Below are 25244 nucleotides of genomic sequence, written 5' to 3'. Positions count from 1 at the left end.
GGAGACATCATGTCAAACGCCCCACAGGCAAGCAATGTCGTCGGAATTGCGCAACAAAAGCACAAAATTCGCTTCGTCACCGCCGCCAGCCTCTTCGATGGTCATGATGCCTCCATCAATATCATGCGACGCATTCTTCAGTCGCAAGGCGCTGAAGTCATTCATTTGGGACACAATCGTTCGGTTGCTGAGATCGTCAACGCAGCCCTGCAGGAAGATGCCCAAGGTATCGCGATCAGCTCTTATCAAGGTGGCCATGTCGAGTATCTGAAATACATGGTCGACATGCTCAAAGAGCGTGGCGGCAGTGCAATCCGTATCTTTGCTGGCGGTGGCGGCGTCATCGTGCCCGAAGAGATCAAAGCGCTGCACGAGTATGGGGTGACACGCATCTTCTCCCCTGAAGACGGCCAGAAGTTGGGTCTACAGGGCATGATCCAGATGGCCATGGAGCAGAGTGACTTTGATCCCGGCCAATACGCTCCTGACAGTATCGATCCGTTAACGGATGGTGACTGGCGCGCCCTCTCCCAGATTATCACCCAGCTCGAAAACAGCCCGCCAAACAATGCGCTGGCAGACAAGATCACAAAGGCCGTTGATACACTCGATAGAAAGATCCCTGTACTAGGGATCACCGGAACCGGTGGATCAGGCAAATCCTCACTGACCGACGAACTCATTCGCCGTTTCAGACTGGGCCAGCAGGATCAGCTAAAGATCGCCATTGTGGCAGTGGATCCTACGCGCAGAAAGACCGGCGGTGCCTTGTTGGGCGACCGTATCCGAATGAATGCCATTGAGCATCCGAATATCTATTTCCGCTCCGTTGCCACCCGTGATGCGAGTGGTGAGGTACCGGAATATGTCGCTGATATCGTCAAGGCGTGCAAACTCTCTGGGTTTGATTTCATCATTGTTGAAACACCCGGAATCGGCCAGGGCGACGCAGGGATTGTGCCGCTAGCCGATGCCTCACTGTATGTGATGACTCCAGAGTTCGGCGCACAGAGCCAGCTGGAAAAGATCGACATGCTGGACTTTGCCGACTTTATCGCCATTAACAAGTTCGACCGGAAAGGAGCCGATGATGCTTTCCGCGATGTCCGAAAACAGGTGCAACGAAATCAGGAGGCCTTCACCACGCCCGTTGAAGAGATGCCGGTATACGGCACCATCGCTGCACGCTTCAATGACGAAGGCGTCACGGCCCTCTATCACGGCCTACTGGATAAACTCGCCACACTTGGCCTGAAAGCATCAGAAGATGCCCTGCCCCGCAGCAGCGAACGCCGCTCAACCGGAAAGCAGGTCATCGTTCCACCGCAGCGGGCGCGGTATCTAGCTGAAATTTCTGAAACCGTTCGCGACTACAAAAAGACTGTAGAGATACAGGCACGCATTGCCCGGGAACGTCAACAATTGACCGAGTCCAAACGCATGCTGAGTGAGGCAGGCACCGAGGTCGACACACTCGACAGCCTGATTACCGAACGGGACAACGCCCTGGATCAACGGGCGAAAAAGCTTTTGGAGATCTGGCCCCAGGTTAAAGAGAGCTACGCTGGCGATGAGTATGTGGTGAAGATCCGCGACAAAGAGATTCGTACTCAGATCACCCGCACGACACTTTCTGGTACCAAAATACGTAAGGTCGTTCTGCCCAAGTATGAAGATCATGGCGAGTTGCTGAAATGGCTCTTGCTGGAAAATGTTCCCGGCACGTTCCCCTACACCGCCGGTGTGTTTGCATTCAAGCGTGAAGGTGAAGATCCAACCCGGATGTTTGCCGGTGAAGGCGATGCATTTCGTACTAACCGTCGCTTTAAAAGACTCTCGGAACACGCTGATGCAAAAAGACTTTCCACTGCATTCGACTCCGTCACCTTATACGGCTGCGACCCGGATGAGCGCCCGGATATCTACGGCAAGATCGGTAACTCTGGCGTCTCCATAGCCACTCTGGATGACATGAAAGTGCTCTATGATGGCTTTGATCTGTGCAACCCCAGCACTTCGGTCTCGATGACTGTTAACGGCCCGGCACCAATGATTCTGGCGATGTTCCTGAATACCGCCATTGAACAGCAGATCAGCAAATTCGAGGCGGATAATGGCCGGCAACCCACCGATGAGGAGATCCAGAAGATCCGTGCCTGGGCACTCTCCAATGTACGTGGCACGGTGCAGGCCGATATTCTGAAAGAGGACCAGGGTCAGAACACCTGTATCTTCTCCACCGAATTCGCACTCAAGCTGATGGGCGATATCCAGGAGTATTTCGTCCATAACCAGGTGCGTAATTTCTACTCGGTCTCGATCTCCGGCTATCACATTGCCGAGGCTGGAGCGAACCCGATCTCCCAGCTCGCCTTCACCCTCTCCAACGGTTTCACCTACGTGGAGACCTACCTAGCCAGGGGCATGGACATTGACGAGTTTGCACCCAATCTCTCTTTCTTCTTCAGCAACGGCATGGACCCTGAGTACACCGTTATGGGGCGTGTTGCCCGGCGCATCTGGGCCACCGCCATGCGCTTCAAGTATGGTGCGAACGAACGCAGTCAGAAACTAAAATACCATATCCAGACATCGGGTCGCTCCCTGCATGCCCAGGAGATGGATTTCAATGACATTCGCACCACACTGCAGGCCCTGATTGCCATCTATGACAACTGCAACAGCCTGCACACCAATGCCTATGACGAGGCGATCACCACACCGACAGAAGAGTCTGTGCGTCGCGCGTTGGCTATTCAGTTGATCATCAATAACGAGTGGGGCCTGACCAAAAATGAAAACCCCAACCAGGGCGCTTTCATTATTGATGAGCTCACCGATCTGGTTGAAGAGGCCGTGCTCAGTGAGTTTGAGCGTATCTCTGAACGTGGTGGCGTATTGGGTGCCATGGAGACCGGCTATCAACGCGGCAAGATTCAGGATGAATCGATGCACTATGAACACATGAAGCACGACGGCTCGCTCCCGATCATCGGCGTCAACACTTTCCTTAACCCGAAAGGCAATCAAGAAGTGACCATAGAACTGGCCCGTTCCACCGAAGATGAAAAGCTGAGCCAGATTAAACGTCTACGTGAATTCAATCAGCGAAATCGCACTCAGGCCGGTGCAGCTCTGGAGCGTATTCGCTCCGCCGCCATCAACAATCAGAACATCTTCGTAGAACTGGTGGATGCCGTGAAATACTGCTCTTTGGGCGAAATATCCAACGCACTCTATGAGGTGGGCGGCCAATATCGCCGAAACATGTAGACAGCTGGGGGGAGCCTCAAGGCTCCACAAAACTCTAAATAACTTTAGTGTATGATCATAACTACATGTTAATTATATCTAAAGTTACTTTACACAAAGACATTACTCATTTGCAAAAAGCAACTCTTTGCAGAGTGGGCAAAAATCCTTTTTAATAAGCACTATATTTCATTCATGCTAGAGGTTCATATGCAAGTTAGTTCAGTTGGTGTCATTGGCGCCGGTACAATGGGTAATGGCATTGCTCAGGTATTTGCCGCATCCGGTTTTAAAGTAATCCTGCACGACATCGCGGATGAACCACTTCAGCGTGGCCTCTCCACCATCGAGCAAAGCCTGAGCCGCATGGTTAAAAAAGAGAAAATCAGTGAAGCTGACAAGACAGCGACACTGGCTAATATCTCTGGCGCCACCAACCTGGAAGCGCTGGCATCGGTCGACCTGGTGGTTGAAGCGGCCAGTGAAAATCTGGAGATCAAGAGTAAGATATTCCAGGAACTCGATCGCATCTGTAAACCCGAGGCAGTGCTTGCCACCAATACCTCATCCATCTCACTGACCCGCATAGCCCGCGAAACAAAACGCCCAGAGAAAGTCATCGGTATGCACTTCATGAACCCGGTACCGGTGATGAAACTGGTCGAGGTCATTCGCGCCCTGCAGACCAGTGATGAGGTCTATGCGCTGATTGATGGGCTATCGAAACAGATCGGTAAAACACCCGTTGAGGTTAATGACAGCCCGGGCTTTGTTTCCAACCGTATCCTGCTACCCATGATCAATGAAGCCATCTATGCCCACTATGAAGGTGTCGCCACGGTTGAAGCGATAGATGATGTAATGAAATTAGGTATGAACCACCCAATGGGGCCTTTGGCTTTAGCCGATCTGATCGGCCTGGATACCTGTCTCTCCATCATGGAAGTACTGCATGAAGGCCTGGGTGACACGAAGTATCGCCCCTGCCCCCTGCTCCGCCGCATGGTTGATGCAGGCTATCTGGGCCGCAAAAGCGGCAAGGGCTTCTACGACTATTAATAGCATGTGGGGGTTGGGGTCAAATTTTGGATTAGATCCAAAACCAGACAACAACTGGTCGAGTAATTTGACTCCACACCCTTTATGAAAATATCAGACACCAAACAGCCGAGATGATTATGGAATACGAAAATATTCTGCTAGAGCAGGTTGAGCCAGGTATCTATCAGCTCACAATCAATCGCCCTAGAAGCTTTAATTCACTCAACAGCGCCACTCTGGACGAAATATATGCGGCAGGGGAATCTCTAGCGAACAGTGCTGATGCTCGGGTTTTGCTCGTTACCGGGGCCGGAGAAAAGGCCTTTGTTGCCGGCGCAGATATACCTGAAATGAAGGACAAAACCGCCCTGGAGGGACAGGCCTTTTCACAAAAAGGAATGCGCGCCTTTCGTCGGCTAGAAACACTCGCAATACCCGTCATCGCTGTAGTCAACGGTTACTGCCTAGGGGGTGGATGCGAACTCGCCATGAGTTGTGACTGGATTATTGCCTCTGAAAAAGCCCTCTTTGGACAACCCGAAGTCAATCTTGGTGTGACGCCTGGATTTGGTGCCAGCCAGCGACTACCGCGTCTGGTAGGTCGAGCCAAGGCCATGGAACTACTTGTCACGGGGAGACAGATCAAAGCCGCCGAAGCCGCCGAGTGGGGGTTGGTCAATCATGTCTATGCCGCTGATGAATTGATGGAGAAGGCCCTTGAGACCGCTCGACTGATTTGCACAAAAGGACCTGTCGCCGTCAACTTAGTCAAGCAGGCGGTACAGCGGGGCCAGGATATAGACTTGGAGAACGCCTGCCTGCTCGAAAGTGAAGTATTTGGTCTCTGTTTCTCTACCGACGATCAGAAAGAAGGCATGGGGGCCTTTTTGGAGAAGCGTTCAGCCGCGTTCAAATGCCGCTGATCCGTACCTGCAGACTTTAATACAGGCTCGCCTCCCTTTAACCGCCCACCTGCTGGGCGGTTTTTTATTAAACCCGACCTGAATCACTCAGAGGTTGAAAAGAATTTTCACTCCCAATCTATCAATCTGCACTTGAAGGTATACACTCAGGCAATGTCCAAGCCTGTTGTTAATCGGATAACTCAAAAAAAAGCATCCCTGTTTCGAAATCAAGGACAATCACTTATTGACCACTCGTGATTTTTTAATTAGTGTTGCCCTATTAAGTTACGTTTACGTAAACGTAATATTATTATCACATTGATATTTAAACCGCGAATAAATTTACACACAAAAGCGGTTGGTAATCGAACGCAACGTTATTCACATGAGGGGGATACAGCTCCATGGCACTGAAAGACATTCTGGTTCATATCGACGACACGCCATATTGTGAGAGGCGCTTCAAGATTGCCCTTCAAATTGCCAAACAGAATGAGGCTGGAATCACTGCCCTGTTCGCCCGCGCAGACCCCAGTTTGAAAGGCTTTGAACCCAACATGAAAAAGCGCCATGAGGCGCACGAAGCGTTGAGCGAGAAGATCCATAGCCGTTTCGCCAAGCTGGCGGACAAGGCCGGAATTACGCTGACCTGGGTTACTGCCAAATTACCCAGCAGTTCGGATCAGGTCACCAACCAGGTAATCCAACAGACGCAACAGTCCGATATGATCATTGTTGGCCAGCATGATAATAAAAGCGCTGATGGCAGTGTGCCAGAGGATATGCCAGAGCATCTTGTTCTGGAAACCGGGCGCCCTGTATTGATCATCCCCTATGCCGGTGAATTTAAAAGTGTCGGCAAAAAAGTGGTGGTCGCCTGGACATCAGGCCGGGAATCTGTACGCGCCCTGAATGACGCTATCCCTTTGATGGGAGAAGCAAAAAAAGTGAAAGTTGTTGCCATCAATCCCAAGAAAAATACCAAGAAAGAGTCCGGTGTAACCGCTGAGCAAGCGGCGGCACACCTCACGCGCCACGGCATTAAAACAGAAAGCGATCAGTTCTCAACCCGTGGAGTTGATGAAGGAAATTTGATTCTAAACTGCCTAGCTGATGAGCGAGCTGATTTACTGGTAATGGGCGCTTATGGCCACCACAGATTCCGCGAACTGATCTTGGGTGGGGTTACTCAAAAGGTGTTTGAGAACATGACCACACCGGTTTTGATGTCGCATTAAAAACATAACAATGAGGGAAGAGATCTCCCTTAAATGGCAACCCTGGCGGATGTGCTCTGATTACCCGAGTAAAACTCCGAAAAGATTGTAAACAACAGAAAATCCAGGTTGACCATTTAGCTATTTTTAATTAGTGTTGGGCTTTAATTTACGTTAACGTAAACGGAAATATAAGCCAATTGACGTATACGTTAATTGCGGATAATAAAAAATAGCCGCCATAAAGATCCGACACGCATTTTCGAGCCGATAGTGGCGTCAATCGATTACTAAATTACTGGCGCAATGTCGCCGGATCATTGAAAGTGAGAGGAGTTGAGGGAATGTCTTTACCCCCAAACCAACCGGGTGGGCAAAACAGCGAGGTGCTTGATACTTTTCCCAAGCTATTGCTGAATCATGCCAAGGTTCGTGGCGATAAAATCGCCATGCGTGAAAAAGATCTAGGTATCTGGCAGTCATGGACCTGGTCCGAAGTCGCTGATGAAGTGCGGGCCCTGGCTTGTGGATTAGCGGCTTTGGGTTTCAAAAGCGGTGACAAACTTGCCATTATTGGTGATAACCGCCCCCGCCTCTACTGGGCAATGGCGGCAGCTCAGTGTCTCGGTGGTGTCCCTGTACCCCTCTATCAGGATTCAGTTGCTGAAGAGATGATTTATGTACTGGATAACGCCGATGTGCGTTTCGCCATTGTCGAGGATCAGGAGCAGGTCGATAAACTCCTAGAAGTAAAAGAAAAAGCCCCGAAAATTGAACATATCCTGTTTGATGATCCACGTGGTTTACGTCACTACGACTACCCCTTCCTGAGCAGCATCGATAAAGCGCAGGAGCAGGGTCGCCAGTATGATGAAGCCCATCCTGGATTTTTTGATCAGTCAGCGCTATCAGGCAGTGGAAGCGATGTGGGTATCATGCTCTACACGTCTGGAACGACGGGCAATCCCAAGGGCGTGGTGCTGACGAATGACAATGTCATAATCACCGCACGCAACGGCATCATCCGTGAAGGATTAACCGAAAACGAAGAAGTGTTGGCCTATCTGCCAATGGCATGGGTCGGTGACAACCTTTTCTCCTATGCACAATCCTACGTCGCCGGTTTTACCATTAACTGTCCGGAGAGTGGCGCGACAGTCTTGACGGATCTGCGCGAGATTGGTCCGACTTATTACTTCGCCCCACCCCGCGTTTATGAAAACATGCTGACGCAAGTGATGATCCGCATGGAGGATGCCAGCAAGATCAAACAGAAGATGTTCCACTACTTCATGGATCACGCGAAGAGCACCGGAACCCGTATCCTGGATGGCAAGCCGGTCTCGCTCATGGACAGACTGATTTACAAGCTGGGTAACTTTTTTGTCTACGGACCATTGCGTGACGTATTAGGACTCGGCCGAATCAAGCTGGCCTATACGGCCGGTGAGGCCATTGGCCCTGAAATCTTTGATTTCTACCGCTCACTCGGCATTAACATCAAACAGCTCTATGGACAGACAGAGGGCATGGTATTCATCTGCGTACAACCCGATGGCGAAGTGTATGCCGATACCGTTGGCACCCCAGCCATCGATGTTGAAATCAAGATTGATGACAACGGTGAAGTGCTTTATCGCAGCCCTGGCGTCTTCCACTCCTATTATAAGAATCCGGAATCAACCGCCAAAACCAAGACTGATGATGGTTGGGTATTTACTGGTGACGCGGGTTTCTTCGCAGAGAATGGTCATCTGAAAATCATTGATCGTGCAAAAGATGTCGGCAAGCTCAACAACGGCACCCTGTTTGCTCCGAAGTATATTGAGAACAAACTCAAGTTCTTCTCCTTTATTAAGGAAGTGGTCGCATTTGGTAATGAGCGCGACTACGCCAGCGTCTTTATCAACATCGATCTGGAAGCGGTAGGTAACTGGGCGGAGCGTCGTAATCTCGCCTACTCTGGTTATACCGATTTGGCCAACCAGGATACGGTCTACGACATGATTCAAGAGTGTGTCGAACAAGTTAATCTGGATCTGTCAAAAGATCCGCTGCTCAGTAACTCTCAGATCAAACGCTTCCTGGTACTGCATAAAGAGCTGGATCCGGATGACGGTGAGTTAACACGTACCCGCAAGGTGCGGCGTAATTTCATCGCAGAGCGTTATGGGCCTTTAATGGGTGCACTCTACTCCGATGTAGCCGTTCAACATGTCGAAACACAGGTGAAGTTTGAGGATGGACGTACCGGCGTATTAACCGCCGATGTAAAAGTACGCAACGCCAAGACATTCACACCAGTGAAAGCGGCCAGCTGAGGATCAGGTAAACACTATGAATGAACGTAATTTTGGAGAGGTCATCCTCGACCTGAAGGGCATTTCACTCTCCTTTGGCGCCATGCGCGTTCTGAATAACATCAGCTTCAACGTCAGACAGGGTGAGATCCGCTCCATCATCGGACCAAACGGTGCTGGAAAGAGTTCCATGCTCAATGTCATCAACGGCGTCTATCATCCGCAGGAGGGTGAAATCACCTTCCGTGGTGAAGTACGTAAAGAGATGAAGGTACATGAAGCCGCCGGTTTTGGCATTGCCCGCACCTTTCAGAACATCGCCCTTTTTAAAGGCATGAGCACGCTCGATAACATCATGACAGGTCGTAACCTGAAGATGAAATCCAGCATGCTTGCGCAGGCTATCTATTGGGGTAAGGCACAAAAGGAAGAGATCGAGCACCGGAAAAAGGTGGAAGAGATCATCGATTTCCTTGAGATCCAGGCAATTCGCAAAACACCGGTTGGTCGCCTCCCCTACGGCATGCAGAAGCGTGTGGAACTGGGACGTGCACTCGCCGCCGAGCCAGAGATTCTGCTGCTGGATGAACCGATGGCCGGAATGAATGTGGAAGAGAAAGAAGATATGTCGCGTTTTGTTCTCGACATCAATGACGAGTTCGGAACCACGATAGTTTTGATCGAGCATGATATGGGCGTGGTCATGGATATCTCGGACCGTGTTGTGGTTCTGGATTATGGCCGCCAGCTTGCCGATGGCACACCCGATGTGGTGCGCAGTAACCAAGACGTGATTGACGCCTATCTTGGCGTTTCACATTAATTCGGGAGATTAATCATGCGCGTCGAACGCGATGTCATCTACATCATATTTGCTTCACTTCTACTGATGGTCATCATCCCCTGGTCGGCTGGGATGCTATCAGAGGACATTTTCTTTGAGTGGCCATTCTTCTTTGAGGTTGCTATTGGCGGCTTGTTAGCTGGCGTTATGTATTCGCTGGTGGCCCTCGGGTTTGTACTGATCTTCAAGGCCTCAGGTGTTTTCAATTTCGCGCAGGGCGCCATGGTGCTGTTCTCTGCACTCACCCTGGTCGGCTTGAATGAGATGGGCCTACCCATGTGGCTCTCTATCATCGCCACATTGATTGTCATGTTGATACTGGCCATTGCCATAGAGCGCGTGGTACTCCGGTCACTGGTCAATCAGGAGCACATCATCTTGTTCATGGCTACCATTGGTATCGCCTATTTTCTGGATGGCTTCGGTCAGACCATTTGGGGATCAGAGGTCAAACTGTTGGATCTCGGTTTCTCCCAAAACCCCGACTTCTACTTTGGTGGTCTGATCCTGATCAACGATTTTGATTTGATCGCGGCAGGTATTGCCGGCGTATTGGTTATCGCGCTGGCCCTGTTTTTCCAATACACCCGCATTGGACGCGCATTGCGTGCGGTAGCCGATGATCATCAGGCCGCCTTAAGTGTGGGTATTCCCCTGAAACATATCTGGGTGATTGTCTGGGCAGTGGCGGGTATTGTGGCACTGGTCGCTGGCATCATGTGGGGAAGCAAGTTAGGCGTACAGTTTTCACTGGCGCTCATTGCACTGAAAGCCCTACCGGTATTGATCCTCGGTGGATTCACCTCGGTACCCGGCGCCATCATTGGTGGCCTAATCATTGGTGCTGGAGAAAAACTGGCTGAAGTATTCATCGCACCCATGATCGGGGGTGGTATTGAAGACTGGTTTGCCTATATGTTGGCACTGGCCTTCCTGGTGTTCCGTCCGCAAGGGCTGTTTGGCGAAAAGATTATTGAGAGGGTGTAACTGATGTTTTACCGTGAAGCTGGAGAATTCAAGGCATCCTATCAGAAGGACCAGGCCATCCTGCCGATTCGTCAGGACCGTTGGTTTATATGGGCTATTATTGCCATCGCCTTTCTGGTCATACCTGCCGTTTCAAGTGATTACTGGTTGGGCACTATCATGCTGCCGTTCCTCATTCTTGCCCTGGCAGCACTGGGCCTGAATGTACTCACCGGTTACGCCGGACAGTTAAGTCTGGGAACCGGTGGTTTCATGGCAACGGGTGCCTTTGCGGCCTATAAACTGGCCACGATGTTCCCTGGGATGCACATACTTTTTGTATTGCTGTTCTCGGGTGCAATCACTGCCGGGGTAGGCATTCTATTCGGCATACCCTCTTTACGGATTAAGGGTTTTTACCTTGCCGTTGCCACGCTGGCCTCTCAGTTCTTCCTGATCTGGATGTTCAACAAATTTGGCTGGTTTACCAATTACAGCGCCTCTGGTGTAATCACAGCCCCTCAAATGACTGCCATAGGCGATATCATGGTGACAGGTGCTCATGCTACTGTTACTGCAAAATACCTGTTTGCATTATCGATCGTCACACTGTTGGCACTGATCACAAAAAACCTGGTTCGCTCCAATATCGGCCGTGAATGGATGGCGGTACGTGATATGGATATTGCTGCTGAAATTATCGGCATAAAAATGCTGCCGACCAAACTCAAGGCGTTCGCTTATAGCTCTTTTCTGTGTGGTATCGCAGGCGCACTCTGGGCATTTGTGCACACCGGCTCTGTAGAACCCCTGGCCTTTGATGTGAACCGTTCTTTCCAGATACTGTTCATGATCATTATTGGAGGACTGGGTTCCATCATGGGCGCCTTCCTCGGAGCCGCCTTTATCGTATTGCTGCCTATCTTCTTGTCCAACGCCCCACACTGGTTTGGTTTGAATATAGCTGTCGACCTCATATCACACATCGAAGCCATGGTTTTCGGTGCGTTGATCATCTTCTTCTTGATTGTCGAGCCGCACGGCCTCGCCCGGCTCTGGCAAATAACGAAGGAAAAACTGCGGCTCTGGCCGTTCCCTTACTGATTAAGGGTCAATTGAAATGCATGATCACGAATCCGCTCAGGATAACTTGAGATTGTTCAGATGGAGGAAACAACGAGTGAATATAAATAAAGTAAAAACAGGCCTAATTGCTGCTGCAGTTGGAATGGCAAGTCTTGTTGCAGCACCCGCTGTAATGGCTGCTGACGGTCAGTTCGTCGGTTCCCTAGTGTATCGTACTGGCCCTTATGCGCCAGGCGGTATCCCCTGGGCTGATGGCTTCGCTGACTACATCAATCTGCTCAACGAGCGTGATGGTGGCATCAATGGTGTAAAACTGGATCTGGAAGAGTGTGATACCGCTTACAACACCGACAAAGGTGTTGAGTGTTACGAGCGCATGAAAGGCAATGGCCCCACTGGCATGCCTGCAGTAATGCCGCTCTCTACCGGTGTTACTTATGCTCTGTTGGATCGTGTTGTTGCTGACAAGATTCCGCTGATCACTTCAGGTTATGGTCGTGCAGATGGTGCTGACGGTACTGTCTTCCCATACGTATTCGTGCCACCTGCAACTTATTGGGGTGGTGCAGATATCGCAATCAATTACATCGCCAGTGAAGAAGGCGGTTACGGAAATCTGAAAGGCAAAAAAGTGGCCTTGGTCTATCATGACTCCGCCTACGGTAAAGAGCCCATCAAGACCCTTGAGGCGCTGGCTGGACAGCATGGCTTCGAGCTGTCGCTGTTCCCTGTTCCACATCCAGGTCTTGAACAGAAAGCAACCTGGCTGAAGATTGGTCGTCAGCTACGTCCTGACTATGTGCTGATGTGGGGCTGGGGTGTCATGAACGCGACGGCTATCAAAGAAGCTGCTGCCGTCAACTTCCCACGTGAAAAGTTCATCGGTGTTTGGTGGTCAGGTAATGACGCTGACATGGTTCCTGCCGGTAAAGCGGCTGTAGGTTACAAGTCCCTGCAGTTCAACGGTGTAGGCGCTGATTTTGACGTTCACAAGATGATCAAAACTGTTCTCTACGGCAACAACAAAGGTTCTGCTAAATCAGTCGATGGTATTGGTGAAGTCGCCTATAACCGAGGCCTCCAGAGTGCTGTAATCTTAACTGAGGCCCTGCGCAGTGCCATGGGTGAATTTGGTAACAAACCAATGACCGGTGAGCAAGTACAGTGGGCTATGGATCGCCTGGATATCACTGAAGCCCGTCTGAAAGACCTGGGTGCAGAAGGCCTGTTTGATCCCATCAAACTGAGCTGTTCTGATCACCAGGGTAAGGGTCGTGCGAAAGTCACCCAGTGGGATGGTAAGCAGTGGAAGGCCATCAGTGACTGGATTGAGCCAAACAGCAGCATGCTTCGCGGTATGTATGTTGAATCTGCGGCAGCCTATGCCAAAGAGAAAGGCATCACCCCACGTGATTGTAAATAATCACAGTTAACGATGGATTAAACCATCGGACGACGTCCCTGCGGCCACTTATTTCTGGCTGCAGGGACATCCTCCAACACTTAGAAACAACAGGCACAGCATGACTGACAACTCAACTGCCTTCTTAGAGGTCAACAACATCGAGGTGATCTACGATCACGTCATTCTGGTGCTCAAGGGTGTTTCCCTGGAAGTCCCAAAGGGTGGCATCGTGGCACTGCTTGGCGCTAACGGTGCGGGGAAATCAACCACGCTGAAAGCTATATCAAATCTCCTGGGTGCAGAACGCGGGGATGTCACGAAAGGCAACATCCTTTACAAAGGCGAAGCGGTTGAGAGTCTGAATCCATCAGATCTGGTTAAGCGCGGTGTTGTTCAGGTGATGGAAGGTCGTCACTGTTTCGAACATTTAACCATTGAAGAGAATCTATTGACCGGGGCATATACCCGAAAAGATGGACGTAAAGCAATCGCTCAGAGTCTTGAACTAATTTACGACTACTTCCCTCGCCTGCGTGAACGTAGAAGCAGTCAGGCGGGATATACCTCGGGTGGTGAACAGCAGATGTGCGCGATCGGACGCGCCATGCTGGCAAAACCCGACATGATTTTGCTGGATGAGCCCTCAATGGGTCTTGCACCTCAGTTGGTTGAAGAGATCTTCGAGATCGTCAAGAAACTGAATCAAAATGAAGGCGTCAGCTTCTTGCTGGCCGAACAGAATACCAATGTTGCACTCCGTTATTCCGACTATGGCTACATCATGGAGAATGGCCGCGTTGTAATGGAAGGCAACGCCAAAGAACTCAGTGAAAACGAGGACGTCAAAGAGTTCTATCTGGGACTCTCCTCCGAAGGCCGCAAGAGTTTCCGTGACGTGAAGAATTACCGTCGCCGTAAACGCTGGCTGGCATAATCGATTGTCTTTGTGGCGACCGCTGGTTGCCACTCCATTCACTCAACGGCAACAACAGGCGCGCTGACAAAAAGCAACCAAGCCGTTGGATGTACCCTGAAGCAACTTTGTTTTGTTCAGGAATAGCAGATCACTCAAGATGCGGGCTAGCAGCACTATGACTCACTACTACGACGAACTGGAAACCCAGGACACACAGACCCGACAAGAGGCCTTAATTAAAGCCGTTGCCGCACAGGTAGCCCACGCAAAAAACAACACCGTTGCTTACGGAAAAATATTCGCTGACATCAAACCTGATGAGTTGACTTCTGTAGGGGCGATCGCTCAACTGCCTCTTACGCGAAAATCTGCATTAATAGAACTACAAGCTGCAGCAAAACCCTTCGGTGGTCTGGCCGCTGTTAGACCACCAGAACTGACACATATTTTCGCTTCCCCCGGTCCGATTTATGAGCCCGGATCAAAGCGTAAAGATTTCTGGCGATTCAGTCGTGCCCTGTATGCCACCGGATTTAGAAAGGGTGAATTGGTGCATAACTGCTTCTCCTACCATTTCGTTCCGGCCGGCCTCATGTTGGAGAGCGGTGCCCATGCATTAGAATGCGCTGTCATTCCTGCCGGTGTGGGACAAACAGAACTGCAAGTGCAGACCATTGCGGATCTCCGCCCTGATGGTTATGTCGGCACACCCTCATTTCTCAAAATCATCCTTGAAAAAGCCGATGATATGGGTGCTGATGTAAGCAGTATGAAAAAGGCATTAGTCTCAGGTGAAGCGCTACCTCCCCCGCTACGTGAAGGTTTCAAGAAACGGGGTATCCAGGTACTGCAATGCTACGCCACTGCAGATTTGGGTGTCATTGCCTATGAAACGGAAGCTATGGAAGGACTAGTCATTGATGAAGGCGTCTATGTAGAGATCGTTAGACCAGGCACGGGTGAACCGGTTGCCGATGGCGAGGTGGGTGAAGTAGTCGTCACCAGTCTAAATCCCGATTACCCGCTAATACGCTTTGCTACCGGTGATCTCTCCGCCATCATGGCAGGCACCAGTCCCTGTGGAAGAACCAATCGACGCATCAAGGGCTGGATGGGCCGCGCTGACCAGACCGCCAAGGTTCGTGGCATGTTTATCCATCCAGAGCAAGTAGACAAGGTCATCAAGCGACATCCCGAGATCAACAAGGCCCGATTGATGGTAGACTGGATCGACGAGAGTGATTCGATTACCTTGCAATACGAGACAACAAGCCACTCAGATGCTTTGGATAGTGCCATTGCCAACAGTATCCGTGATATTTGTAAGGTAAGAGGAAATGCACAAGTTATGGGGCTTGGATCACTACCCAATGATGGAAAAGTGATCGACGATATTCGCAAGTACGATTAAATCCTCCGGCCGACCCCATTTTCTGGCAGAATAGCGTATTGACCCCTGAGTGTTGTATTCCCCCTCTCCAAAAGGAGAGGGTCTTGAGGCATGCCATGAACAACCAGAATTTTTTATCCGGATTCCGTGTCCTGGATCTCTCACAGTACATACCGGGGCCTTTTGCTACCCGAATGCTTTCCGACCTCGGGGCTGATGTTATCAAGGTAGAGCCACCTCGTGGCGATCCGATGCGCAATTTCATGCTATCGGATAACGCCATGCCTTCAGCGCTGTATCGTCACCTGAATCGTGGAAAACGCATTGTCAGGCTTGATCTCAAGTCCGATCAGGGCAAGGCAGAACTGAGTCGTTTGATAAAACAGGCGGATGTTCTACTGGAGTCCTTTCGCCCCGGTGTGATGGATCGACTCGGCTTCGACCGTAACCGATTGGAACTGCTTAATCCGCAACTCATTCACTGCGCCCTATCCGGTTTCGGGCAGAATGGCCCCTATCGGGACCATGCCGGCCATGACCTCACCTACTGTGCCGCCAGCGGCGCACTAAGTGCAACAGGCACGGTCAATCAACCCGTGATGATGTTCCCACCCTTGGCCGATCACGCCGGCGCCATGCAGGCGGTTAACACTATTCAGGCCGCCCTGTTAGGCCGTGTAAAAACCAACAAGGGTGCCTTTATTGATATCAGCTTGTTTGACTCCGCAATGGCCTGGCAATACCTGGGACTGAGTGAAGCCGAAGAGAAGTCAGGGATACAACGGGAACAGCTCCTGCTCAATGGTGGTGCTGCCTGTTACAACATCTATGAGACCGCTGATGGACACTTCTTTGCCCTGGCACCGTTGGAGGCAAAATTCTGGCAGGCATTTTGTGAAGCCGTAGATCGATCAGTCTGGATATCCCGGCATTTGGAAAACATGCCTCAGACGGCATTGATTGCTGAGCTGCGTGAGCTGTTTCTCTCGCAACCTCTGGAACATTGGCAGCAGCTACTGGATGGAGTGGATTGCTGTTTTGAAATCATACCCACGCTGGATCAAATCAAACAACATCCACAGATTGAAGCCCGTGGACTGTTGAATGATTGGGAACCCAATTATCCAGCCTGGATCAATGGCGCCCCCTGCAAAAACTTAACGCAGATGGTAAAGCTGAATGAGGGTGTTTCTGTTGATTGGTTGCCGCTAAATGCTGAGTAGGAGAAGTGAACAGGTGATCCGGTTCGCTTCTCCTACCTGTAATCTTATCCGATAGTAATAGACGGCAATTCAGGTCTCTCCAATCGCACCTTCTGGTCGGGCGCAATCACACGGGCATCCCCTTTCGCGACTAACGCACCATCTTGATTAACCACCTTACAATCAAGTGAAACATGTTTTTTCTCATCCTGCTTCCCGGTTACCGTCAAAGTAACCGTGATCTCATCGCCCGGTCTTACCGGTCTTCTGAATTGTAGATTTTGTTCGAGATAGATCGTACCAGGCCCAGGTAATACCGTAGCCACAGCGGCCGATATAACAGACCCGGTCCACATGCCATGACCAATGCGGCCTTTAAACAGGGTCTCTTTGGCGAACTCATCATCCAGATGCACAGGATTGACATCGCCCGAAATCTTGGCAAAGAGAATGAGGTCATCTTGGGTAAGGGTTTTACTGAAATCAGCCGTCATGCCGATTTCCAACTCGTTGTACGGTATGTTTTCCATTATGGCCATGCATCACTCCCGATCATCAATAAAAACCTTGCCAGGATATGAATATAGCCACAATAGGCGCTAAACCGGATGTCCCAGCTTGCGCAGATGCTGTCTCACATTCTGCCTGGCCAATGGTATCAGTTTCTGATTGATACCGCGGTAAAGTCTTTGCACCATCTGCTCCAGATCATATCCCTGCTCTAGCAGTTCTGTAATTTGTAGCTCGCGCTCTTGTCGATGCTGCAGCGTCTTCTCCACCAGATAGGTTCCACCGATAGGGATACCATGTGATGAGAGAATCGCGCGGGGTTGCAGATCAATGACGCGCTGCAGACTCTCAAAGTAGTGCTGCATGTTCCCTTCCGGCTCAGGTATCACCACGGTTGCCATGGGTTGAACCAGATCAGCCACAAAAAACCACGCCATATCCGTGGGCGCAAAGCCGATCATGCCATCATCATGACCCGGTAATTCATAGCAGTGCACATCACGCCCAAGCCATTGAGTCAGGTGCGTTCCTTCTTCGACATGAATCACCTCAATCTGATCGAGATAATCGTCACCATGCCCAGCCAACAGACGTTGCTCTGTTATGCGTGAACAGCGAATCGGTAAATTCAGTCTTCGCGCAATATCCGGCGATCGTTCATGGTGATCACGATGATGATGAGTAATCAGTATGCCATCAACCGGATACCGTTTGAGGGTATTCAGCAGACGTTCCATCACCGCGTCATCCGCTGGTGCGGGATCGACCAGATAACGTGGCGCATCACCCGTTCCGATAATCAGGGCATAGGTATACTCCGCAGGAGGAAGCGTGTTGGAGCGTGTTGGAATGTAGCCAAGACCATGAATCATCTCAAGATAGGCCAGCTCTTGGTCTGCATCGTACTCCAGGGTGATGGGGGCAATCTTGCGTATACCCATGTCACGCGCTAATGCCCGAGCTGTACGCATTACCGGGATAACCATCATCCCTTCACCGGAGGTATAACGCTGTAGAAACGCCTCGCCCTTCATCCAATCAGACCAGGCAATCTCGTTGCTATCAGGTTTAAACTGCGGCTTGGATTTGAGTACGATCTTATAATAATGCGCGTGAAAACGTACCCGTTCGAATGCAGGTGTAATGGCGATGCCCAACAACTCAATCTGTTCAACCTGATCAGCATGAATCGCCCGCTCCAGATCGAAACCCAACTCCTCCTCCACTTCCCTGATTAGGGCACGGATACGCTCGGGTTTGAATTCGGCTATCAGTGGATGATCGTATGTAAATGCCGCATCTTCCTCATCCACCTTACCGCCGGGAAAGGCATAGTAGCCGGGAAAGGCTCGCAGGTAATCCTGGCGTTTGATTACAAACACCTCATCTTCATGTACCAGAATGGCTGCTACTGCATCGCGCATTGAATCACCTGACTATGGTTTGTTACAAATGATACCATAGTCAGGCAACCATAAGGCTAAACTTGCTTTATTAATGATTAAACGAGGAAATTTTGGGGTAGGCATACAAACTATAAATCCAAGATTTTTGTTCTTGCGGAATATTAGTTTTAAGCACTCTTTAGACAGGAATGAATTCTTTCAATATATATAATCCACACAATGTAAGGTTCTATGGATTTTAATATCAGCTTTTCTTTTTTTCTAACTCAACAACTGCCTTCTGAAGATTGATAAGTGCTTCAGGATAGAGAAATCCATTAATTTGTTGTTCAATTGCTATACCTAGAGGACCAAGTGTCGCCTTTAGCAAGCCAGCATGCTTAGCAAAGTAAAGATTTGCATCTAGACGCGAGCCCGTTAGAAGAGATTCCAGTTCGGCCAAAATATGAGGCACTTTTTCCAAATCATCCTCAGTCGGAAGAAATTGCACATCTTCAATTGGTAGCACCTCAAGAATAGCAGCCGCTATACATTGATATTCTCTTTTCACATTTTCTGCCAGCTCTAAGATATCCACTCTGGCATCACCTTCTTTTACAGCACTCTCTAACACGGCTGCTAAATCTTGTACTACGATAGCGCCAATATTACCAGAAGCACTCTTCAGCGTATGCGCCAGTAGTCTTGCTTGGTCTTGATTCCCGGCCAATAATTGCTCATAAAGCTCCTGCGTGCCGCTTGTGTAGTCAGTGGCATAACGGCGTAAAAGCTGCAGATAGGCCCCAATATTTCCATTCAAAGTCGCTAGTCCTAATGCTACTTCAAGTCCGGTAATATGAAGAAGTTGCTCAGGCAAAACCGGCTGTAAATCCAACACTCCAGGCATTGATGACATTGGTACGCCTGACAACTGTGTATAAGGTAGCGATAACCGGCCTGTAGATTCTGATTTTTTTGGCAGCCACTTAAGTAGAATTGTAAAGAGTTGTTTTGGACTAACCGGCTTTGAAATGAAATCGTTCATACCCGCTACTTTACTGGCATGGCGGTCTTCATCGAATGTATTAGCTGTCATAGATAAGATAGGCTTTGTCTTCCAGCCCGACAATTTACGTATGGCTTTTGTAGCTTTCAGCCCATCCATATTCGGCATTTGAATATCCATCAAAATCAAGTCGTAGTGATGTTTTTTTACTTTCCGAATAGCTATCATGCCATCTTCGGCAGTATCTACATCAATTCCTACTGAATGCAAAAGCTCCAGTGCCACTTCGCGATTAATCTGGTTATCTTCTACCAGCAAAATGCGGACCCCTTTATGGTATAAACGAATCTGGCTTTCGGGGTCGCCCTCAAGTTGGCCAGTTGTAACAGGGAATACACCATGGCCACGATCCAGTAGGGTTGTTAGCCAAAACGTACTGCCTTTATCTACCGTACTAGTAACACCAACAGTACCACCCATCAAATGAGCCAATCGGCGAGTAATCGCTAAACCAAGCCCTGTACCGCCATACTTACGTGTGGTCGAGGAGTCCGCCTGTTCAAATGCTTCAAAGAGTTCTTGCTGTTTGCCGGCAGGTATACCAATACCAGTATCCTCTACCTCAAAGCGTACAAGCAATGTGTTGTCGCCCTTCTCTTCTAACAATAATGCACGTAAAGTTATGGCTCCTTGTTCAGTAAATTTCACAGCGTTTCCAGCATAATTTAATAAGGCTTGGCGAAGTCGTGTTGGATCACCACGCAACCAGAGCGGTACAGAATCTTCATCGACTTTCACAATAATTCCCTTGGCGGCAGCTTGCCCTCCAATCAACGACCTGATGCTATCCAGAATAGTAGACAGGTGAAAATCTGTACTTTCAATCTGCATTCTCCCCGCTTCAATTTTCGACAGATCAAGAATATCGCTAATAATCGAAAGTAGGTGTTGACCGGCATTATCTATTTTATCCAATCTCGCCATCTGTTCAGGTCTGGCACCGGCTCTTTTCATCAAATGGGTAAGACCAAGAATGGCATTCAATGGCGTGCGGATCTCATGGCTCATGTTGGCAAGAAAGGCACTCTTAGCCTGATTCGCTGCTTCAGCACGGCCCTGGGCTTCAGTTAATTGCTGTGTGCGTTGCTCAACCAGTTGCTCAAGATGATCCCGGTATTCACTCAACTCTTCTCCAAGACGCTTCTTTTCAGTGATATCTTCTTTCACCGCGACATAATGAGTTGTCCTCCCGTCCTTTTGTCGAATCGGGGAAATAATGGCGAATTCCACAAACTCAGTTCCATTTTTACGTTTATTGATAAACTCCCCTTTCCATGATTGTCCGTTTTTCAATGCTTTCCACATAGCACTGTAGGTCTTCTCTGGGGTCATGGTAGACTGAAGCATACTTGGATTTTTTCCCATCACTTCTTCACGAGAATAACCCGTAACTTGGCAAAAGGCCTCGTTAACGTACTCGATTTCTGCTGAAACATTAGTGATGACGATACTTTCTGGACTCTGCTCAACTGTCAGTGACAGTTTCCTGAGCTGCTCATCCACTTGCTTGCGATCGGTGATATCACGAACCATAGCCAATATGGTGCCATCAGGCATCGTCGTAGCAATGACATCTGCTACAAATGTAGTACTATCCTTGCGCAGAAACTCCCACTCCTGTTGATAATTTGCATCTGAATTAATTATTTCTAGTGCCGGTTTTATCTTTGATGACTCTTTTTCTTCGGTTATTTGAGAGGCATCCATTCCTATCAGTTCCTCCCGTTCATAACCTAACATCTGACACATTCTTTCATTAGCATCGAGATAATTGCCCTCACTATCAGCAATCAGAATGCCATCAGGCGCATACTCAAAGAGTGCGCGGTATCGCCGTTCACTATCACTTAGCGCATGATTTGATTGTTCTGCCAGCTTTCGGGCTGCAACGGCATCCTCCATCAAATTCAAGGCCGCCATTCGTGCTCTTTTTTGCTCTTCGAGCTGTAGACGCTGTTGTTCATGGAGAGCATTATCTGCATCTTTTATACTGGTAATATCCTCTGAAAAAATAACAATACCGCCAACAGTTTCATCCACTTTGTACCAAGGTCTGACTTCCCATCGTAACCACTGAGCTGAACCATCCCTTCGATCGAACCTATCCTCTTCTTCTCGAATCACTTCACCGTTCATACCTCGGCGGTGAATAGCCTTCCATCGCTCTTCGATTTCTGGAAATACTTCATAGTGTGATAACCCAATAATATTCTGGCTGGCAAGCCCATAATCGGTAAGCCACCGCTGGCTGGCCGAGAGATAATGCATATCACAATCAAACATCGCCAATGCAGCAGGTGCATGCTGAATGAATAGTCTCAGCTGCTGCTTACTCGCCTGTAAATCTATTTCTGCCTCTTTACGTGACTGGATATCTTCTATTACAGAGATAAAATGATCTGGTTCTTCATCACTGTTTTTTACCAAGGACACCGTGAGTTTTATCCATACTATTTGACCATTCTTCTTTAAATACCGCTTCTCAATTGAATAGGTTTCAATCTCCCCTGAAAGAAGACGTTTTAGATAGGACAGGTCTTCTGCAAGATCATCCGGATGGGTTATATCCTGAAAGGTCAGTAATAGCAGTTCTTCTTGGCTGTAGCCAACAATCTCGCACAACCGCTGATTGACACGAAGCCAATGACCACTTGGAGAAACCAGTGCAATGCCTACTGCCGCCTGCTCGAAAGTATCACGAAAGTATTGTTCACTTTCGCGCATAGATAATTCAGCAATCCTGCGCATCTCTGAGACCTCATCGAGTTGCTTATGTACTTGAACTATCTCTGCAATGAAAGACGCTTCATGTCCCCCTTTTCTTTGTGTAGTCAGTGCGGTTAAATCATTACTCAGTTGGCGACTCGCCCGTCTCCCACTCAAAATACCAATCATTGTGGCTATAAACAAAGCAAAGGCAAGAGCGATTGCTGATCTGACCAGTGGTTGATGCCGTACTTTTTGCGGGATACCCAGTACTACGGACCAGGGTGCGATTGTTGAATTAACTATAAAACGCCCTGATTCTGAGACATCCCCTTCAGGGTCAACACCAACGGGGGAACGGCGAGCAATAACTTCACCACGCCCATCGAGTAGACTAAGTACCCAGCCATCTGGCAGTGCAATCTGCTCCATACGCGCTTGGAATTGACTGACTTCAAATATACTAAGAAGTAGAAAAGCTGTTTTCCCCGCACGTTGAGCAGGTACTGCAATAGCTACGAGTGGAACTTCTGCAATAGGCCCAAAAAAGGTATCGCCAACAGCGGGTTTTTCTGTTGCTAACGCAGTAGTAACTGCAGAGTGTCCTTTCGGTCGCGGCAAAACTGGTAAAGCAGTACCGTATTCTGTTCTCGTATTGAACAGCATCTGTAAATCAAGATCCGCAAGAATTACGTGGCTACCAAAATTCGCATAAAAACCCTGCGCTTCTTGGTAAAGGATGCCCCACTCCTTTTCATCATCTGCTAAAGGCGATACGGCAAGGATGCCAAGGGCATTAATACGGGCCAAAAGATGCTGATCGATTGCAACTGAAAAGTTTTTTGCTAAATTCTCTGCTGTACGATCTCGTTCGTCACCTTGAACGCGCACGCTTTCTACTGCGAGGAAAGCAGCCAGTAGAACTACTGGCAAAATACTGTACCAGACTAACCTTGAAAGGAACACATGCAATGAGGTTTCAGGTTGCTTTTTAATTTGCTTTTTTGGGGAACCGGCAGGAAGCGAAGTCATGGATGATCGCACTCCCCTGTCCTGACTTCGACATCAAGGAAAGCAAGTGAGTAGGGAGGCTTTTCGCCTAACTGAATTGAGAGCACATTGATATTTTTCTTTAATTCGATAATATCCATTTCACGGCCAACCGTAAGCTCATTAAACCTTTGTAACTCTTCATTTCTTGTTTTCAACTCCTCAGCCTGTCCGATCAAGGCCTCCTCTGATCTTTTTCTCTCTGTAATATCCTGAATGCTACCCACCGCTGTTTGAGCTACACCTGAAGCATCTCGTGTCAATTCGCCGACGGCCCTCACCCACTTTATCAACTCTCCAATTACAATTCGATATTCAATATCATAGGGGTCGCCATCCAGCCCTCTGTTTATCGCCTGTTCCACCTTTTCTCTATCTTCTGGATAGACCAAATTATAAAATTCCTCAAGGTTTTTAGGGTGCATATTCGAATAACCAAAAATATATTCAGCCTCTGCTGACCAATCCAACCGCCCCTGATTAATGTCGAAACACCAACTACCCAAGCTGGCAATTTTCTGTATGCGTCTCATACTGACTTCATTATCAATCAAGGCCTGTTCAGCATTACGTCGCTCAGTTACATCCATAGCCATACTGATGACCAATCGACGACCATCGGGAAGCGACCCTAGCGGAGCTGAACTGAATTCCCATATCCGCTTATCACCCAACTTTGTCTGTATGTTGAAATCACCTTCATATACACGACGATTGGCTTCAAATAGTTTATCAATATCACCCTTTATACGAGTCCACTCTTTTCCATAGGCCAAACGTGTCCAGTCACTAATCGTTTGAAGTTCGTCGCGGGTATAACCGGTAATCTCACACCAGGAATTACTGACTTGAATTATTTCACCACCTTCGGCATGCAGCAGTATTGGAAAAGGGGATTCCACAACAACACTTCTAAAACGTTGCTCGCTCAAGCGCAGAGACTCTTCAGCAACTTTACGGGCTGTAATATCTGTACTGGTTCCAATCATACGTCCACCCTCTCCTTGAGCATCACGCGTTACCAATTTTCCTTTATTAAGAAACCACTTCCACTCACCAGTAGCGGTCCTTTGCCTGAACTCAACCCGATATTCGGGTACACTTCCAGCAATATAGTCTCTATAAGCTTTTACAGCTTTCTCACGGTCATCTGGATGTAATCGTTTAATCCAGTTTTTACGAGTCTCTCTGAATATTTCTGGGTCATATCCCAACATCTGGGCATATTCCTGACTCACAATTGTCGTACCTTTTTTGACATCGACATCGAAGATACCTTGATTTGAGGCACTGAGCGCCAATTTAAGCCGTTCCTCGCTCTCTTTAAGTGCTTCACTTAATCCCTGACGTGCTATTTTGCTGGAAAGGACGGCACCGAGGATTACTGTAAGCAATGGATAGAGAATTAAAACCGGAAGGCTAACATCTTGCAGTACTTTATCCGCGATGTCGGTAGGAAGTGCCCGCATCAGCAATAACATCACAACGTGTACAACAACACCTAACCCTAGAAGTTGACGCCACCTGACTGAAGCTAACTGTATATGCCCCCAGTACCTCCAGGCCATTCCTATCAAACCAGAAGCAATAATCACTGAGACGCCTACCCACGCTCCCGCCCCACCCAGAAACAAACGATAGGTGAGAGCCATAAGCATGGCTACTACCGTAGGAACAGCCCCGAAGAAGAGCCCCGATATTGCAATCACCACTGAGCGCACATCAAAAAAGACGCCCGGAAGGAGTGATAATGGGACCATCATAACGCCAACACAGATTACTCCCAGAAAAATACCCATAATGAGAGGTCTGTAATTAAGCCTGCCAATAGCTATAAATTCAGTGGCAAGATCCAAAACCTGCACAACAGCCAGTAAAAGAACCGAATTGAATAGTAAAGAGGTAAATACAGCTTCCGACATTTCAGCTCACTTTTCATGGATCTGATCAGTTCGAAAAAGAATGAGGATTAATTACAACCCCTCAATATTTTCTGTTAGGTA

16 protein-coding genes are annotated in these 25244 nt (G+C 48.9%); 12 read left to right on the top strand and 4 right to left on the bottom strand.

The genetic code is table 11. The features are described 5' to 3' along the window. Window positions 1-9: 9 nt before the first annotated feature. The 12 genes from icmF (at window position 10) to FHP88_RS00710 (ending at window position 16545) form a co-directional block, all read left to right on the top strand. The gene (gene icmF, locus FHP88_RS00765) at window positions 10-3273 is read left to right on the top strand and encodes a fused isobutyryl-CoA mutase/GTPase IcmF (RefSeq protein WP_144357081.1); all 3264 of its coding nucleotides are present in this window, start codon (window positions 10-12) and stop codon (window positions 3271-3273) included. 189 nt (window positions 3274-3462) lie between these two features. Beyond that, window positions 3463-4311 (top strand): 3-hydroxybutyryl-CoA dehydrogenase, encoded by an 849-nt coding sequence (locus FHP88_RS00760; protein ID WP_144357080.1) that lies wholly within the window; start codon window positions 3463-3465, stop codon window positions 4309-4311. 119 nt (window positions 4312-4430) lie between these two features. Further along, a complete protein-coding gene (locus FHP88_RS00755) occupies window positions 4431-5216 on the top strand; it encodes an enoyl-CoA hydratase-related protein (RefSeq protein WP_144357079.1) in 786 nt (261 codons plus the stop codon). A 386-nt stretch (window positions 5217-5602) separates the two neighbouring features. Beyond that, window positions 5603-6436 carry a universal stress protein gene (locus FHP88_RS00750; protein ID WP_144357078.1) on the top strand — a complete coding sequence of 278 codons (834 nt, stop codon included), beginning with the start codon at window positions 5603-5605 and terminating at the stop codon, window positions 6434-6436. Window positions 6437-6759: 323 nt separating this feature from the next. Beyond that, entirely contained in the window at window positions 6760-8736 is a 1977-nt protein-coding gene (locus FHP88_RS00745; RefSeq protein WP_144357077.1) for an AMP-binding protein, read from the top strand. A gap of 16 nt (window positions 8737-8752) precedes the next feature. Further along, window positions 8753-9538: an ABC transporter ATP-binding protein gene (locus FHP88_RS00740; RefSeq protein ID WP_144357076.1), complete on the top strand. Its 786-nt coding sequence runs from the start codon at window positions 8753-8755 to the stop codon at window positions 9536-9538. Between the two features lie 15 nt (window positions 9539-9553). Continuing rightward, window positions 9554-10546: a branched-chain amino acid ABC transporter permease gene (locus FHP88_RS00735; protein WP_335341586.1), complete on the top strand. Its 993-nt coding sequence runs from the start codon at window positions 9554-9556 to the stop codon at window positions 10544-10546. Between the two features lie 3 nt (window positions 10547-10549). Further along, window positions 10550-11629: a branched-chain amino acid ABC transporter permease gene (locus FHP88_RS00730; RefSeq protein WP_144357075.1), complete on the top strand. Its 1080-nt coding sequence runs from the start codon at window positions 10550-10552 to the stop codon at window positions 11627-11629. Window positions 11630-11705: 76 nt separating this feature from the next. Continuing rightward, window positions 11706-13034: an ABC transporter substrate-binding protein gene (locus FHP88_RS00725; RefSeq protein ID WP_313957275.1), complete on the top strand. Its 1329-nt coding sequence runs from the start codon at window positions 11706-11708 to the stop codon at window positions 13032-13034. Between the two features lie 100 nt (window positions 13035-13134). After that, window positions 13135-13950, top strand: a complete 816-nt coding sequence (locus FHP88_RS00720) for an ABC transporter ATP-binding protein (protein WP_144357074.1) — start codon at window positions 13135-13137, stop codon at window positions 13948-13950. Window positions 13951-14107: 157 nt separating this feature from the next. Further along, window positions 14108-15343 carry a phenylacetate--CoA ligase family protein gene (locus tag FHP88_RS00715; RefSeq protein ID WP_144357073.1) on the top strand — a complete coding sequence of 412 codons (1236 nt, stop codon included), beginning with the start codon at window positions 14108-14110 and terminating at the stop codon, window positions 15341-15343. A 95-nt stretch (window positions 15344-15438) separates the two neighbouring features. Beyond that, on the top strand, window positions 15439-16545 hold the full coding sequence (locus FHP88_RS00710) for a CaiB/BaiF CoA transferase family protein (protein ID WP_144357072.1): 1107 nt from the start codon (window positions 15439-15441) through the stop codon (window positions 16543-16545). Window positions 16546-16589: 44 nt separating this feature from the next. Here FHP88_RS00710 and FHP88_RS00705 read toward each other — a convergent pair whose 3' ends face one another. The 4 genes from FHP88_RS00705 to FHP88_RS00690 form a co-directional block, all read right to left on the bottom strand. After that, window positions 16590-17063 carry a MaoC/PaaZ C-terminal domain-containing protein gene (locus FHP88_RS00705; protein ID WP_144357071.1) on the bottom strand — a complete coding sequence of 158 codons (474 nt, stop codon included), beginning with the start codon at window positions 17061-17063 and terminating at the stop codon, window positions 16590-16592. A 60-nt stretch (window positions 17064-17123) separates the two neighbouring features. Continuing rightward, entirely contained in the window at window positions 17124-18458 is a 1335-nt protein-coding gene (locus FHP88_RS00700) for an NUDIX domain-containing protein (protein WP_144357070.1), read from the bottom strand. A 226-nt stretch (window positions 18459-18684) separates the two neighbouring features. Beyond that, a complete protein-coding gene (locus tag FHP88_RS00695) occupies window positions 18685-23223 on the bottom strand; it encodes a PAS domain S-box protein (protein ID WP_144357069.1) in 4539 nt (1512 codons plus the stop codon). Continuing rightward, the gene (locus FHP88_RS00690; RefSeq protein WP_144357068.1) at window positions 23220-25163 is read right to left on the bottom strand and encodes a PAS domain S-box protein; all 1944 of its coding nucleotides are present in this window, start codon (window positions 25161-25163) and stop codon (window positions 23220-23222) included. The genes FHP88_RS00695 and FHP88_RS00690 overlap by 4 nt, the downstream gene beginning before the upstream one ends. Between the last annotated feature and the right edge of the window lie 81 nt (window positions 25164-25244).

Origin of the sequence: Sedimenticola selenatireducens (assembly GCF_007625115.1) — a bacterium.
GTDB lineage: Bacteria > Pseudomonadota > Gammaproteobacteria > Chromatiales > Chromatiaceae > Sedimenticola > Sedimenticola selenatireducens_A.
The sequence above is the reverse complement of the archived record's forward strand: the minus strand, read 5'-3'. Positions and strand labels throughout refer to the sequence as shown.